Genomic DNA, 13380 nt, shown 5'->3' with positions numbered 1-13380 from the left:
TTTTTTGTGCCAGCCAGTGCGTTGCAAGAAGGCGTAGAATGGCGTTTTTTTCACCGGATATGCCACGCAAGACGAGAACTTATCCCTAAGCGGCGTTGTTTTCGCGTAAAATATCAGGTTCGGCCTCTTGCCTGGCGCGCTAGCCGCTGCCTCGCATGGTGCATTTTTCAACTTTCTTCCGTATCTCGCTCCCTCATGCCGAATTGGCTTTTGCCCGAAAATATTGCCGATGTTTTGCCGTCGGAAGCGCGCAAGATTGAAGAGCTGCGCCGCCTCATGCTGGATAATTTCCGTCTGTACGGATATGAACTGGTGATGCCGCCGCTGCTCGAGTATCTGGAATCGCTGATGACCGGCGCCGGCAAGGATACCGACCTGCGCACGTTCAAGCTGGTGGACCAGCTGTCTGGCCGCATGCTCGGCCTGCGCGCCGATATGACCACGCAAGTGGCGCGCATCGACGCCCACTTGCTGAACCGCGCTAGCGTGACGCGTTTGTGCTACGCCGGCAGCGTGCTGCATACCCGCCCGTCGGGCTTGCACGCGACCCGCGAACCGCTGCAGATCGGCGCCGAGATTTATGGCCATGCCGGCCTGGAAGCCGATGCCGAGATACAGGAACTGGCGCTTGCCTCGCTGGCTTTGGCCGGCTTTGATGCGGTGCGCCTCGATTTGTCGCACGTGGGCCTGCTGCGCGCTATCATTGCGCAAGATGCCCAGGCCGGGCGCGATGAAGCGATGCTGTACACCCTGCTGCGCGCCAAGGATGCGCCGGGCTTGCGTGAGTTGACCGCAAACTATGATGCTGTCACGCGCGATGCGCTGCTGGCCTTGCCTGGCCTGTATGGCGATATCGACGTGCTGGCCCGCGCCCGCGAAGTCTTGCCGGCGTTGCCGGGCGTGACCAAGGCACTGGCTGAACTGGCCGCGCTGGCCGGGTCCGCCATCGGCCGCGCCGAAGTGGCGATCGACCTGGCCGACCTGCGCGGCTACCAATATGAAAGTGGCGCGATGTTTGCGCTGTATGTACCTGGCTTGCCGAACGCTGTGGCGCGCGGCGGCCGTTATGACCACGTCGGCGAAGCGTTCGGCCGGGCACGTCCCGCGACCGGCTTCTCGCTCGATTTGCGCGAACTGGCGCGTTTGCTCCCAACGGCGGAACGTAAGCATTCGATCCGCGCGCCATGGGGCAGCGCACCAGAATTGAAGGAAAAAATCGCCGAGTTGCGCAAGGCGGGCGAGGTCGTGATCCAGAGCTTACCGGGTCACAGTAATGAACAAGACGAGTTCGAGTGCGATCGCGCGCTGGTACTTGCCGATAATGGTAGTAGCTGGATTCTTAAAAACTTAGGTTAAGTGATGTCAAAGAAAATTATGGCAAAGAACGTCGTTGTCATCGGCACCCAATGGGGCGATGAAGGTAAAGGCAAGATCGTCGATTGGTTGACCGATCACGCCCAGGGTGTGGTGCGCTTCCAGGGCGGCCACAATGCAGGCCACACGCTGGTCATCGGCGGCGTGAAAACCGCGCTGCAACTGATCCCTTCGGGCATCATGCGTCCAGGCGTGGCCTGCTACATCGGTAACGGCGTGGTCGTTTCCGTGCCAGACGTGCTGCGCGAAATCGACAAGCTTGAAGCCGTCGGCGTCGAAGTCGCCTCGCGCCTGAAAGTGTCGGACGCCGCACCAGTGATCCTGCCTTACCATTCGGCACTCGACCTGGCCCGTGAAGCTGCGCGCGGCGCGGCCAAGATCGGCACCACTGGCAAGGGCATCGGCCCGGCCTACGAAGACAAGGTGGCGCGCCGCGCCATCCGCGTTGCCGACCTGCTCAACGAAACCCGTTTCGCTGAAAAACTGGCCGAAAACCTGGATTACCATAACTTCGTGCTGGAGCACTACCTGAAGGCGCCACGCATCGATTATCAAAAAACCCTGGATGACGCGCTGGCCTACGTGCCGCGTCTGCGTCCTATGGTCACCGACGTATCGAGCGCGCTGTACAAAGCCCACAAGGCTGGCGCCAACCTGCTGTTCGAAGGCGCGCAAGGCTCCCTGCTCGACGTCGACCATGGCACCTATCCATTCGTCACTTCGTCGAACTGCGTGGCCGGCAATGCCGCCGCCGGTTCGGGCGTGGGCCCAGGCATGCTGCACTACATCATGGGCATCACCAAGGCCTACACGACGCGCGTCGGCTCCGGCCCGTTCCCTTCGGAACTGCCTACCGATGCAGGCGTCGGCCACCATCTGGCGCAAGTCGGCCATGAATTCGGCACCGTGACGGGCCGTGCCCGCCGCTGCGGCTGGTTCGATGCTGCCTTGCTGCGCCGCTCGGTGCAAATCAACGGTGTGACCGGTATGTGTCTGACCAAGCTGGACGTGCTGGACGGTATCGAAACGCTGAAACTGTGCACCGGCTACACCATCGACGGCGAGTACGTGGACATCTTCCCATCGGGTGCTGAAGAAGCCGCCCGCTGCGTGCCAGTGTACGAAGAGATGCCAGGCTGGACGGAAAGCACCGTCGGCGCGAAATCGCTGGCAGCCCTGCCGGCAACGGCGCGCGCCTACATCAAGCGCATCGAAGAGCTGGTCGGCGTACCGGTGGACATGGTGTCGACGGGCCCGGACCGCGAAGAGACCATCGTCCTGCGCCACCCATTCGAATAAACTGTGTTGGACACAATCCGCCGCAAGGCGGATTTTTTTAACCCCGCATATCCACATTCATAACAAAAAATTTAATATCATGACTACCCCACAATCGAACGATCAACACCTTTGGGTCAACTGGGAAGAGTACCACCGCCTGATCGAGCGCCTGGCGCTCAAGGTGTACGAATCGGGCTGGAAATTCGACCAGGTGCTGTGCCTGGCGCGCGGCGGCGTGCGCCCTGGCGACGTTTTCTCGCGCATCTTTGATTTGCCACTGGCGATTCTGTCGACCAGCTCCTACCGCGAAGACAAGGGCACGACCCAGGGCGACCTCGATATCGCCAAGTACATGACCATGACCAAGGGCCCTCTGGCTGGCCGCATCCTGCTGGTGGACGACCTGGCCGATTCCGGCGTCACCCTCGATAAAGTCACGCGTCACCTGAAGGACAACTTCCCTGGCGTGACCGAAGTCAAATCGGCCGTGATCTGGCTGAAAGGCTGCTCCGTGGTGCGTCCTGATTACTTCCTGGACGAACTGCCGCACAACCCATGGATCCACCAGCCGTTCGAAGACTACGACGGTATCCGCCCGCACCAGCTGGCAGCCTGGATTAAGAAAGGCGAAACGGCCAAATAAGAACACCTGTCAAAACCTGCTGCGCGTCGGTATAGGCGGCCTGCGATGCTCACCGTACCTCCGTACGGTTGCGCTTCTTAGCCACCTCTGCCTTCCGCTCGCATCGGTTTTGTCAGGCGTTGTGATTGCACGTTATGCCCCATAAAAGCCGCGTCCGAGAAATCGGGTGCGGCTTTTTTACCATGTGAAGTCGCGGATAAACGCCAGGAACAGGCGGAAGCCATGCGGCATCTGACGCCGGCTCGGGTAGTACAGGTGGAATGCGGGCCGGTCGACCAGCCAGTCGTCCAGCACCGTTACGAGCTTGCCAGCGGCGACCAGTTCCTGCACCTGCTCGACATGAAAGATGCCGATGCCGGCGCCGCGCAGTACCGCATCCAACGCCAGGTCCATATCGTTGACGGCGATGTCGCCATTGACGTCGATCGCCAGCCGCGTGGCTCCCTGTTCGAACTCCCAGCGGTAGGCGCTTTCCCTGGTCGGAAAACGGAACACCACGCATTTGTGGGCCAGCAGATCTTTCGGGTGGCGCGGCGGCGGGGCGTGCTTGAAATAATCGGGCGTGGCGGCCACGGCAAAACGCACGGGTGGCCCAAGCCGCACGGCGATCATGTTTTGCGCCACGATCTCGCCCAGGCGCACGCCTGCATCTAACCCTTCCTTGATCACGTCCGACAATTTATCTTCCGCGACGATCTCTACCTTCATGCCCGGATACTGCTGGACGAAGGCGGTGGCCAGCGGCAGCAGCACCAATCTTGCCGCCTGGCGCGCCGCCGTGATGCGCAAGGTGCCGGTGGGCGTATCGCGCAGGGGCGACAGCATCTCGACGGCGCGGTGGATATCGAGCATGGCGGGCGCCAGGTTGTCGTACAGTTTTTGTCCCGCTTCCGTCAGCGAGACGCTGCGCGTGGTGCGGTTTACCAAACGTAGCGCCAGCCGCTCTTCCAGCTGGCGCAGTGCATGGCTGACGGCCGATGAGGACACGCCCAGCTCGATGCTGGCGGCGCGAAAGCTGCGGTGCCTGGCGACGGCGGCGAAGGTGGCGAGGTCGGAGAGGCTGGCTTTCATTGATGAATTTTTCTCAGTTCTGATGTCATATTTTAGCTCTTATCAGGACAATCGGCGCAGCGTAAGCTGGCTGCTTCGATGACACTCTCAATGGAAGAAAAAATGGCAACAGCAGTCGCATACAATACGGGTGCCGAAGCGCGCAAAAAAATCCAGCTGATCTGGGCGCACCCGCGCCGCAATTCCCTGACCGCGCGCGTAGTGGCGGGCATCCGGCGCGAAGCCGAGGCGCAAGGCCTGGCGGTGGAAGAACTCGATCTGTACCGCTCCGGTTTCGATCCCGTGTTGCGGGAAGAGGACGAACCCGACTGGGCCAGCGAGCAGCAAGTCCATTCGGCCGAAGCGACGGCGCTGGCGCAGTCGCTGGACGCCTTCGAACATATCGTGGTGGTCTTTCCCGTCTGGTGGTATGCCGTTCCCGCCATGCTCAAAGGGTATATCGACCGCGTGTGGAACTATGGCCTGGTGTATGGCGGCGGCAAGCGCATTCCGGCATCTTCCATCCGCTGGGTGGCATTGGTGGGCGGGGCGCAGGCAAAATTCGAGGCGCATGGCTGGGACAAGCACATGAAAGCGCTGCTCAGTGACGGCATTGCTGCCTATTGCGGCGTCCCGGATTCGACGATCACCTTCCTCTACAATACGATCGCCTTCGAGGAAGCGACCGAGAATGTCGAGCAGCACCATGCAGCGCTGATCGGCCAGGCGACTGCCCTGGTGTCCGGTATGGTGTGAGTGTAGTCATACACTGCGGTGCGGTTAGAATAGGTCTTGTCAAAGTGATCGCGGATCGCTTTTATCTGGAGACCTATACATGACCGTATTGCATACGGCGCGCCTGCGCCTGGAACCGATTACCGAAGCCCACTACGAGCGCATGCGCGTGCTCAATACCGATCCCGAAGTGATGACTTACTTGAACGCGGGCCAGCCGGAGACGGAAGAAAAAACCCGCATGGCGGTGGAGCGTACCAAGCAGCGTTGGCTGGAGTGGGGTTATTCGTGGTGGGCGCTGATACGCCTCGAGGATGGTGTGCTGGTCGGCATGGCTTGCCTGCAGCACCTCGATGGCGACAGAAACCAGCCGCATGAAGTCGGCTGGCGCCTGGCACGTGCAGGCTGGGGACAAGGGTATGCCAGCGAAGCAGCCGAGGCCATCGTCGCGCATGCCTTCGACGTCGTCAAAGCTCCCGAAGTCGTCGCCGTAGCCCATCCCGACAACGCCGCCTCGATCAAGGTCATGACGCGCCTGGGCATGCAGTACCAGGGCCGCGGCGTGCATTATGGTCTTGAATCGGTGGTGTACCGCCTGCCGCGCCCATGACGGCGGAAGTCAAACCGCTCAAGCTTGGCTGCAGCTACAAGGTGGCGTTTTCGCCGGACGGCACGCGCCTGGCCGTGCTGGGCAACGATCTGATCCTGTGGGATGTGGCGGCACGCCAGAAACTGTGGCGTGGCAAATTCATCGCCCACACTTCCAGCATGGCTTTCTCGCCCGATGGCTCGCAATTGGCCATCAAGAGCACCAGCGGGCAGCTGGGCGTGATCGATGCCGCTTCTGGCCAACTGGAGGCTAACTTCCGTAACAAGAAGGATGGCGAAGGCAGTGGCGCGGCATGGTCGCCGTGCGGGCGCTATCTCGCTGATGGCAGCTGGGATGGCCGCCTGCAGGTGCGGCAAGCGCAGACCGGGGAAGTCGTCTTTACGCAAGAGTACCCGCGCGAGATGCTGCGTGCCGTGCATGCCATCGATGGCGGGCAGCGCCTGCTGGTACTACATGGTGTCAAATCGGTGCCCGACGGCGAAGACCAGCCACCCGATTACTGCACCGTCTGGGATTGGCCCTTGCAGGCCGGGGCCGGGAAAGTGGTGGTGGCGTTGTCTGGGCTGAAGTCATGCGCGGTCTCGACGGATGGCGCCCTGCTGGCCGTGCTGCACTACGCAAGCGGCACGGAATACGTGTCGGTCTATGCGATGAGCGATGGTGGTTTGCTCACCAGCGTGGCGGTAGAGGCGGGTGGCGGCACGGGCGATGAGCTGACATGGCTGCCAGACGGCAGCACGCTGGGGCGCATCGGCAAGGGCAAGCTATTGTTCTACGGCTGGCCTGGACTCGCCGTGCGCCAGCAACTGGATTTTACGTATCCCTGTGCGCTGGCTTTCCTGCCCGGCACAAGGACCATCGCCATCGGCTCCTGGGAAACCGGCATGCTGACGGAATTGAATCTGCAATTGGAGACCACATGATTACCTGCTATCTGCGCTACATCATCGACCCGTATAAACTGAAGGAGTTCGAAGCCTACGGCAAATTGTGGATACCGCTGGTCGAGCGCTTCGGCGGCCAGCACCACGGTTACTTCCTGCCATCTGAAGGCGCCAGCAACGTGGCCCTGGCCATGTTCTCGTTTCCCAGCCTGGCCCTGTACGAACAATACCGCATCGATTCGCTGCAAGACGCCGACTGCCAGGCCGCCTTCCGCTACGCCGAAGAAACGCGCTGCATCGTCAGCTATGAGCGCAGCTTTTTCAGGCCGGTGTTTGCCTGAGCTGCTGAATAATCGGGAGAGTGATAAACCATTCGAGTATTTCTGCTCTTTCATTCCCGTTGTAAAAAGCAGCAACATGCAGCCAAAGCGTTTCTTTTTATTGCTATTGTGGATATGATGGGTGCAGCTGTTTCTATGCCATCTATTTTTTGAGCTGTCGCCTATGAATTAGCTGATGCTCAAAACAGGGGGAATAGTGGGCAAAAAGAATCTTGGTGCTTCATTATTCTGGTCATTGATCCTCTGTGGAGTGTTGGTGTTATTCCTGATAGCACCTGATTCGGGAATTGCCGGCACCTTATCGCTGCTGGCCGGATGTGCATATGTCGGTGTCAGGTATTATCATCATCAACTCAACAAATCCCGTGCCGGCAAGGTAGATCATCTCGTGCCGCCAGTATCGCTTCCGGCGCATGAAGTCCAGATATCTCCATTGACCGTGGCGGCGCCAGTTCCCATGAATGCAAACGACGATAGCAAGCGTTTATTTCCTGATAGTCCGGCTGAAGCAGGCGATGCGCCTGTCGACTATTTGATTCCGCCGCAGCCATCAATGGCGCGGTGGTCGCCCCGCAATGTAGCAGTCCATATCGCCGGCTTGTCCATCCCTGGCGGCATGCTGTATGTGGGAGAGCGCCTGCCGGGAAAAGATGGCACGCCCGATCCATGCCTGATCGATCCACGGAAAACAGTGGAATTGAAAGCTGATTACGCACAAGATCACCATGTGCATACGGACTGGCCCAATTATTCTGATGCCTCGCCACGTGCACGCGGCGCTTATTTGCGTTGGCTGGCCGATGGACGCAGTAGCCCCGAAGCCCATATCAGCAATATCTGGCTATTTTTTTATGGGTTGGAACGGCGGATTTTTATCGATGCTGTCGCAGACCGTTCTATTTCTGCCGAATTCAGCCAGATCTCCAAGGAATTACACAGGTTGCTGAAACATTATGGCGCCAAATCAGCTGATTTTTCCAGGCAGTGTTATGGCTTGCTCAATTTCCTCACATTCTATTCAGTTCCGGCCAGATTATACGAACAGGCGATTCCCGAGTTTTTACCGGAAGCCGGTTTTGCCCTGTATTTGCGGGTAGCCATCGGCCAGGCAATTGCCGATAAACGTCCGATTCCTGCCGAATTGGCGTGGGCCTGGATACGGTGCGATCCTGATGTGAAATGGGGCGCTGCGGCACGCCGCCATCCCGATGTATTCCGCACGCTGTTCCTGGCGCAGTATCGCCGCGCATTCGGCGATGGGCTCACCATAACGGAAGGACGCCGCAAGCTGGGATACACGTATTTGCCCGCATCGCACGCCTTGCGCGATGAAACCGGCATCTCTCTGGATCTCGGCGATATCACCGACGTCACCGTATTGAGCGAGCCGGTGATGGCGCTGCAAAAAATTGTCGATGACTGTGCCCCTGAGCTTGATGTCCATGACAGGCTGCAGCAAGATTGGCCGCAGGCGATGCAGGCATTAAGCGACTTGAAGGTTGCCGTGAACGATACGGTTTTGCTGACATCGCCACAGGCCTTGGCCAGCCGCTTTAACGCGAACACGGTGATCAACAGCGATCTTTTACGCGGCCTGGCAAAAGTGCTGGCGCAGCAGCAGATCATGATGGAACCGGATGTGCTGTCCGGTGCGCTGGCCGGTAATACGGTCGCGCTATATGCATCGCTGCCGGATGCAGGCGATGAAACGCCGGCATCATCATGCGATATCGCCTCGTTCAGTCTGGAATTGCTGATCGTGCTGGCCCAGGCCGGAGGCGTATGGCGCGACGATAAACTGGCCTTGCTTGATCCGCACATCGATTCGTGGGACCAATTGACGTCAGCCTGGCAACAGCGGCTGAAGGCGCGCATCCGCTTGTTGTCTTGCGAACCGGTGCCGATAGCGTCGCTGCAGCACAGGATCGCAGCGCTGGACCAGGCTGGCCGTGATGGCGTCGCAAGCAATCTGCTGGCGATGGCGCAGAATGGCGCCAGCCTGATGCCGGAAGAGGTGACGATACTGGGGCGTCTGTTTGCCCTGCTGGGATGCGACATGGCGCAACTGGAGCAGCAAGTCCATGCGATGTTTGGTGTGCCTGTCATCGCGCCGATGGATGATCAAGCTTCCAGCGGTATCAAGCTCGACCTGGCGCGTATCGCTGAACTCCAGCAAGACAGCGTCAGGGTGTCTGCCTTGTTGGGCGATATCTTTAGCGACGAACCAGCGCATCCTGCGCCTGCGGTGGCCACGCCCGCCGTTGCGAATAGCGCCTTGCCAGGTCTCGATGCGGCCCACTCGCAATTCGTCCGCAGGCTGCTGGCGCGCGCGGCGTGGTCGCGTGGCGAACTGGTGACGATGGCGGCGCAGCTGGACATCATGCTCGATGGCGCGCTGGAGCGCATCAATGAAGCTAGCCTGGATGCGTTCGACATGCCTTGTACCGAAGGCGACGATCCGATTGAAATCAATCCTGAAATCCATGAAAGAGTTAGCGCATGAATGTTCCTGCTATTCGTCCCCGCGATCGTGACGCGGTGATCCAATCCCTGCGTGCCGGCGTGGTTCCCCGCGCCGGCCAGCACTTGATACAGGTCGGCCGCAAGCATGAAGTGGAAACCCTGGTGGCGGACCTGGACCGGGTTGCCGATGGCGGTTCGACGATCCGCTTTGTGATCGGTGAATATGGCGCTGGCAAGACGTTTTTTCTCAATCTGATACGTTCGGTAGCGATGGAGAAAAAACTGGTCACCGCGAATGCCGACCTCAATCCAGACCGGCGCCTGCACGCCACCGGCGGCCAGGCGCGCTCGCTGTATGCCGAATTGATGCGTAACCTCTCCACGCGTACCAAGCCCGATGGCGGCGCGATGGCGGGCATCGTCGAGCGCTTCATTACCAACGCCAAGTCCGAGGCAAAGGCGCAGGACAAGAGCAGCGAGGAAGTCATCCGCGAAAAACTCGAGCACTTGACGGAAATGGTCAACGGCTACGATTTCGCGGAAGTGATAGCGGCGTATTGCAAGGGTTTTGAAGAAGGCAATGAGCAGTTGAAAGCCGATGCGGTTCGCTGGCTGCGTGGCGAATTCAATACCAAGACCGAAGCGCGCCAGGCGCTGGGTGTGCGGGCGATCGTTGATGACGCCTCATTTTATGACCAGTTAAAACTGTTTGCACGGTTTGTCCGCCTGGCGGGCTATGCCGGCTTTGTGGTTTGCCTCGATGAACTGGTCAATTTGTACAAGCTGTCCAATACCGCCGCCCGCAATGCCAACTATGAACAGATCTTGCGGATCTTGAACGACTCGCTGCAAGGCTCGGCCGTCGGCTTGGGATTCATTTTGGGCGGTACGCCCGATTTCCTGTCTGACCCGCGCCGTGGCTTGTTCAGCTACCCTGCATTGCAAAGCCGGCTGGCCGACAATACCTTCGCCAGTGCGGGCCTGGTTGATTACAGCGGCCCGGTGCTACGTTTGTCCAGCCTGGCGCCCGAGGATTTTTACGTGCTGCTGCAAAAGCTGCGCAATGTGTACGCCTTTGGGGATGCGGCGAAATTCCTGCTGCCCGATGATGCGCTGCCAGTCTTCATGGAGCATTGCGCGCGCCGGCTCGGCGACAGTTATTTCCGCACGCCGCGCACCACCATCACGGCCTTCATCAATTTGCTGGCGGTGCTGGAACAAAATCCCGGCACATCCTGGCAAGAGCTGCTGGGAGCCGTCGAGGTGCGCGCCGATCACGGCGGCGCCAGCGATGGCGAAGTGGAGGCTGAAGAGGATGCGGAACTGGCCTCCTTCAAGCTCTGAATCGAGTGTTGAGACCATGACGAAACGGCAGTCATCCTCGTTTGCGCTGCTTGACGAGCGTATCCAGCGCTGGATCTGGGCGGAAAACTGGAGCGCCATGCGCGATGCCCAGGAACGGGCGATTCCGGCGCTGGTGGCTTGCGATCACGATGTCCTGATTGCCGCTGCGACGGCAGCGGGCAAGACGGAGGCTGCCTTTTTTCCTATCCTGACGCATTTGCTGGCCGATGGCGAAGGCACGGGGCTATGCATTTATATTAGCCCGATCAAGGCCTTGATCAATGACCAGTTCCTGCGGCTGGAGCGCTTGTGCAAGCAACTGGACATTCCTGTGTGGCCATGGCATGGCGACATTTCATCATCATCGAAGAACCGTTTTTTCAAGCAGCCGTCAGGCGTGGTCCTGATCACACCGGAGTCCCTGGAAGCCATGCTGTGCAACCGTGGTTTCCAGGTGCCACAGTTGCTGGCAAAGTTGCGCTACATTGTGATCGACGAACTGCATGCCTTTATCGGATCCGAACGGGGCAAGCAATTGCAGTCGTTGCTGCAGCGCCTCGACCTGGCGGTAGGGCGAAAGGTCGTGCGCGTGGGACTGTCGGCTACCCTGGGAGACCTGGACATGGCGGCCGAGTTTCTGCGCTTGCGCGCTGGCGCGGCGGTCGAGATCATCCATTCCAATGCCGATCCGGCGCGGCTGGACCTGCAAATCAAGGCCTATGTGGAACCTGCGCATTTGCCGGAAACCGAGCATGCCGTTGTCGCCACATCGCCCGCCTTGATTGCGCAGCATTTGTTCCATACCTTGCGCGGCTCGAACAATCTGGTCTTCCCGAATAGCCGCAGCCTGGTCGAGGAATATGCATACTCCCTGGGCCGCCTGTGCGAATCGCATCAGATCGCCAACGAGTTCTGGCCCCATCATGGCAACCTGTCGCGTGAAATTCGCGAGGAGACGGAAGCAGCGTTAAAAAACAAGGGACGTCCTGCCACCGCCATTTGCACCAACACCCTGGAACTGGGCATCGATATCGGTGCTGTGAAAAGCATTGCGCAAGTCGGCAGTCCGCCCTCGGTAGCCAGCATGCGCCAGCGGCTGGGGCGTTCAGGGCGGCGCCCCGGCGAGCCGGCAATTTTGCGTGGTTATGTGATCGAACATGAGTTGACGGATCAGTCATCACTGGAGGTGCAATTGCGCACCGGGCTGTTGACGTTTACCGCGATGGTCAGCCTGCTGCTGGAAAAATGGGTGGAACCACCGCAAACGGGCGGCCTGCATTTTTCCACCTTCATACAGCAGTTATTGTCCCTGATTGCGCAGCGCGGCGGCATGCAGGCTGCCGACGCCTACCGCACGCTGTGCGTGCAAGGGCCGTTCGCCGGACTGGAAAAGAGCGACTTTCTCGACTTGCTGCGGCATATGGGGAAACTCGAATTGATACAGCAAGAGTCTTCCGGCCTGCTATTGCATGGTGTGAAAGGCGAGCGCATCGTCAACCATTACTCTTTCTATGCCGCCTTTGCGGCCGAAGAGGAATACCGTGTGGTGTGCGACAGCCGGGTGCTCGGTTCCCTGCCCATATCGAGCGCCATCGGCATCGGCGACTTTATTGTTTTTGCCGGCAAGACCTGGCGCGTCGAGAGCATCGATGAAGATGGCAAGACGATTTTGGTCAGCAAGACATCCACGGGGAAAGCGCCGGCATTCACCAGTTCTGGCGGCCAGCTGCATGCCAAGATACGGGAGCGCATGCGCGAGCTGTATCGCAGCACCGAGGTGCCGCGATTTCTCGATGCCGACGCCGTCCGCCTTCTGCAGGAAGGGCGCGACAGCTATGCGCGTTTTGGCCTGGACCAGCGTTTGCTACTGACGCAGGGCGGCGCCATCTTCTTGCTGACATGGCTGGGCGATCAACAGAATGAAGCACTGGCGGCCGTGCTGCGGCGCGCTGGTTTCACGGTGGCGATTAAGGGGACGATGATCGAGATTTTTGCCACCGGAACCAGCGTGCAGCGCGTCGCTGCATGCTTGCTTGCCTTCGCCAGCCAAGCGCTTCCCGACGCACAGGCATTGCTGGAAGGCGCGTATAACCTGCGCAGGGAAAAATGGGATTGGGCCTTGCCCGAGCACCTGCTCAAGAAATCGTTTGCCAGCTTGCAGATGGATATTGCTGGCGCCCATGCGTGGGCGCAGGAGCAGGCGCACGCGCACGCCCTGGAGCTTGAAACCCAGTTAATCACGAAAGAGATCATCATATGAAGACACACGCATCCGGAACCTTCAGTGTCACCATGACACCCGCTGGGGCGCCGCAACGCTCGGGGCGGACGGCACTGGGGCGCACCTCGCTGGAAAAAGTGTATGCGGGCGATCTGGTTGGCACGGGCAGTGGCGAAATGCTCAGCGCCGTCACCGACACCAAGGGCGCCGCTGGCTATGTCGCCATCGAGGCGATTACGGGCGTGCTGCAGGGTAGAAGAGGCAGCTTCGTGGTGCAACATACGGGCACCATGGCCGATGGCAAGCAGGAACTGGTCATCGCCATCGTGCCTCATTCGGGTACGGAACAGCTGGAAGGGATCAGCGGCACGCTGGCCATCGTGATTAAAGATGGCCAGCATTCTTATGCACTGAGCTACTCGCTGCCGCAGTAA

12 protein-coding genes are annotated in these 13380 nt (G+C 59.6%); 11 read left to right on the top strand and 1 reads right to left on the bottom strand.

Annotation, left to right across the window (positions count from 1 at the left end; all coding sequences use genetic code 11):
• Nucleotides 1–195: 195 nt before the first annotated feature.
• The 3 genes from HDE75_RS04765 (at nt 196) to HDE75_RS04755 (ending at nt 3298) form a co-directional block, all read left to right on the top strand.
• Nucleotides 196–1356 carry an ATP phosphoribosyltransferase regulatory subunit gene (locus HDE75_RS04765; RefSeq protein WP_183675989.1) on the top strand — a complete coding sequence of 387 codons (1161 nt, stop codon included), beginning with the start codon at nt 196–198 and terminating at the stop codon, nt 1354–1356.
• A gap of 3 nt (nt 1357–1359) precedes the next feature.
• Nucleotides 1360–2673, top strand: a complete 1314-nt coding sequence (locus tag HDE75_RS04760) for an adenylosuccinate synthase (RefSeq protein ID WP_183675990.1) — start codon at nt 1360–1362, stop codon at nt 2671–2673.
• 79 nt (nt 2674–2752) lie between these two features.
• Nucleotides 2753–3298, top strand: a complete 546-nt coding sequence (locus HDE75_RS04755; protein ID WP_183675991.1) for a phosphoribosyltransferase — start codon at nt 2753–2755, stop codon at nt 3296–3298.
• A gap of 177 nt (nt 3299–3475) precedes the next feature.
• Here HDE75_RS04755 and HDE75_RS04750 read toward each other — a convergent pair whose 3' ends face one another.
• Nucleotides 3476–4369: a LysR family transcriptional regulator gene (locus HDE75_RS04750; RefSeq protein ID WP_183675992.1), complete on the bottom strand. Its 894-nt coding sequence runs from the start codon at nt 4367–4369 to the stop codon at nt 3476–3478.
• A 102-nt stretch (nt 4370–4471) separates the two neighbouring features.
• On the opposite strand from HDE75_RS04750, the gene HDE75_RS04745 reads away from it, so the two are divergent.
• From HDE75_RS04745 to HDE75_RS04710, 8 genes are all read left to right on the top strand, one after another.
• Nucleotides 4472–5104 carry an NAD(P)H oxidoreductase gene (locus tag HDE75_RS04745; protein WP_183675993.1) on the top strand — a complete coding sequence of 211 codons (633 nt, stop codon included), beginning with the start codon at nt 4472–4474 and terminating at the stop codon, nt 5102–5104.
• Between the two features lie 79 nt (nt 5105–5183).
• Nucleotides 5184–5693 (top strand): GNAT family N-acetyltransferase, encoded by a 510-nt coding sequence (locus HDE75_RS04740; protein ID WP_183675994.1) that lies wholly within the window; start codon nt 5184–5186, stop codon nt 5691–5693.
• On the top strand, nt 5690–6616 hold the full coding sequence (locus tag HDE75_RS04735) for a WD40 repeat domain-containing protein (RefSeq protein WP_183675995.1): 927 nt from the start codon (nt 5690–5692) through the stop codon (nt 6614–6616). The genes HDE75_RS04740 and HDE75_RS04735 overlap by 4 nt, the downstream gene beginning before the upstream one ends.
• A complete protein-coding gene (locus HDE75_RS04730) occupies nt 6613–6918 on the top strand; it encodes an NIPSNAP family protein (protein ID WP_183675996.1) in 306 nt (101 codons plus the stop codon). Before HDE75_RS04735 ends, HDE75_RS04730 begins: the two co-directional genes overlap by 4 nt.
• 457 nt (nt 6919–7375) lie before the next feature.
• Nucleotides 7376–9421, top strand: coding sequence for a TerB N-terminal domain-containing protein (locus HDE75_RS04725; RefSeq protein WP_183675997.1), 2046 nt, complete (start codon nt 7376–7378; stop codon nt 9419–9421).
• The gene (locus HDE75_RS04720) at nt 9418–10725 is read left to right on the top strand and encodes an ATP-binding protein (protein WP_183675998.1); all 1308 of its coding nucleotides are present in this window, start codon (nt 9418–9420) and stop codon (nt 10723–10725) included. Before HDE75_RS04725 ends, HDE75_RS04720 begins: the two co-directional genes overlap by 4 nt.
• Nucleotides 10726–10741: 16 nt before the next feature.
• On the top strand, nt 10742–12985 hold the full coding sequence (locus HDE75_RS04715; RefSeq protein ID WP_183675999.1) for a DEAD/DEAH box helicase: 2244 nt from the start codon (nt 10742–10744) through the stop codon (nt 12983–12985).
• The gene (locus tag HDE75_RS04710; protein ID WP_183676000.1) at nt 12982–13380 is read left to right on the top strand and encodes a DUF3224 domain-containing protein; all 399 of its coding nucleotides are present in this window, start codon (nt 12982–12984) and stop codon (nt 13378–13380) included. Before HDE75_RS04715 ends, HDE75_RS04710 begins: the two co-directional genes overlap by 4 nt.

It is taken from the genome of Janthinobacterium silvisoli (genome assembly GCF_014200725.1).
Classification (GTDB): domain Bacteria; phylum Pseudomonadota; class Gammaproteobacteria; order Burkholderiales; family Burkholderiaceae_D; genus Janthinobacterium.
This window is presented reverse-complemented; position numbering and strand designations above follow the sequence as displayed.

What these genes read in the sequence shown, in the direction of transcription:
- HDE75_RS04765 (WP_183675989.1), top strand. Translation starts at nt 196, where the DNA reads ATGCCGAATTGGCTTTTGCCCGAAAATATTGCCGATGTTTTGCCGTCG.
- HDE75_RS04760 (WP_183675990.1), top strand. Translation starts at nt 1,360, where the DNA reads ATGTCAAAGAAAATTATGGCAAAGAACGTCGTTGTCATCGGCACCCAA.
- HDE75_RS04755 (WP_183675991.1), top strand. Translation starts at nt 2,753, where the DNA reads ATGACTACCCCACAATCGAACGATCAACACCTTTGGGTCAACTGGGAA.
- HDE75_RS04750 (WP_183675992.1), bottom strand. Translation starts at nt 4,369, where the DNA reads ATGAAAGCCAGCCTCTCCGACCTCGCCACCTTCGCCGCCGTCGCCAGG.
- HDE75_RS04745 (WP_183675993.1), top strand. Translation starts at nt 4,472, where the DNA reads ATGGCAACAGCAGTCGCATACAATACGGGTGCCGAAGCGCGCAAAAAA.
- HDE75_RS04740 (WP_183675994.1), top strand. Translation starts at nt 5,184, where the DNA reads ATGACCGTATTGCATACGGCGCGCCTGCGCCTGGAACCGATTACCGAA.
- HDE75_RS04735 (WP_183675995.1), top strand. Translation starts at nt 5,690, where the DNA reads ATGACGGCGGAAGTCAAACCGCTCAAGCTTGGCTGCAGCTACAAGGTG.
- HDE75_RS04730 (WP_183675996.1), top strand. Translation starts at nt 6,613, where the DNA reads ATGATTACCTGCTATCTGCGCTACATCATCGACCCGTATAAACTGAAG.
- HDE75_RS04725 (WP_183675997.1), top strand. Translation starts at nt 7,376, where the DNA reads ATGAATGCAAACGACGATAGCAAGCGTTTATTTCCTGATAGTCCGGCT.
- HDE75_RS04720 (WP_183675998.1), top strand. Translation starts at nt 9,418, where the DNA reads ATGAATGTTCCTGCTATTCGTCCCCGCGATCGTGACGCGGTGATCCAA.
- HDE75_RS04715 (WP_183675999.1), top strand. Translation starts at nt 10,742, where the DNA reads ATGACGAAACGGCAGTCATCCTCGTTTGCGCTGCTTGACGAGCGTATC.
- HDE75_RS04710 (WP_183676000.1), top strand. Translation starts at nt 12,982, where the DNA reads ATGAAGACACACGCATCCGGAACCTTCAGTGTCACCATGACACCCGCT.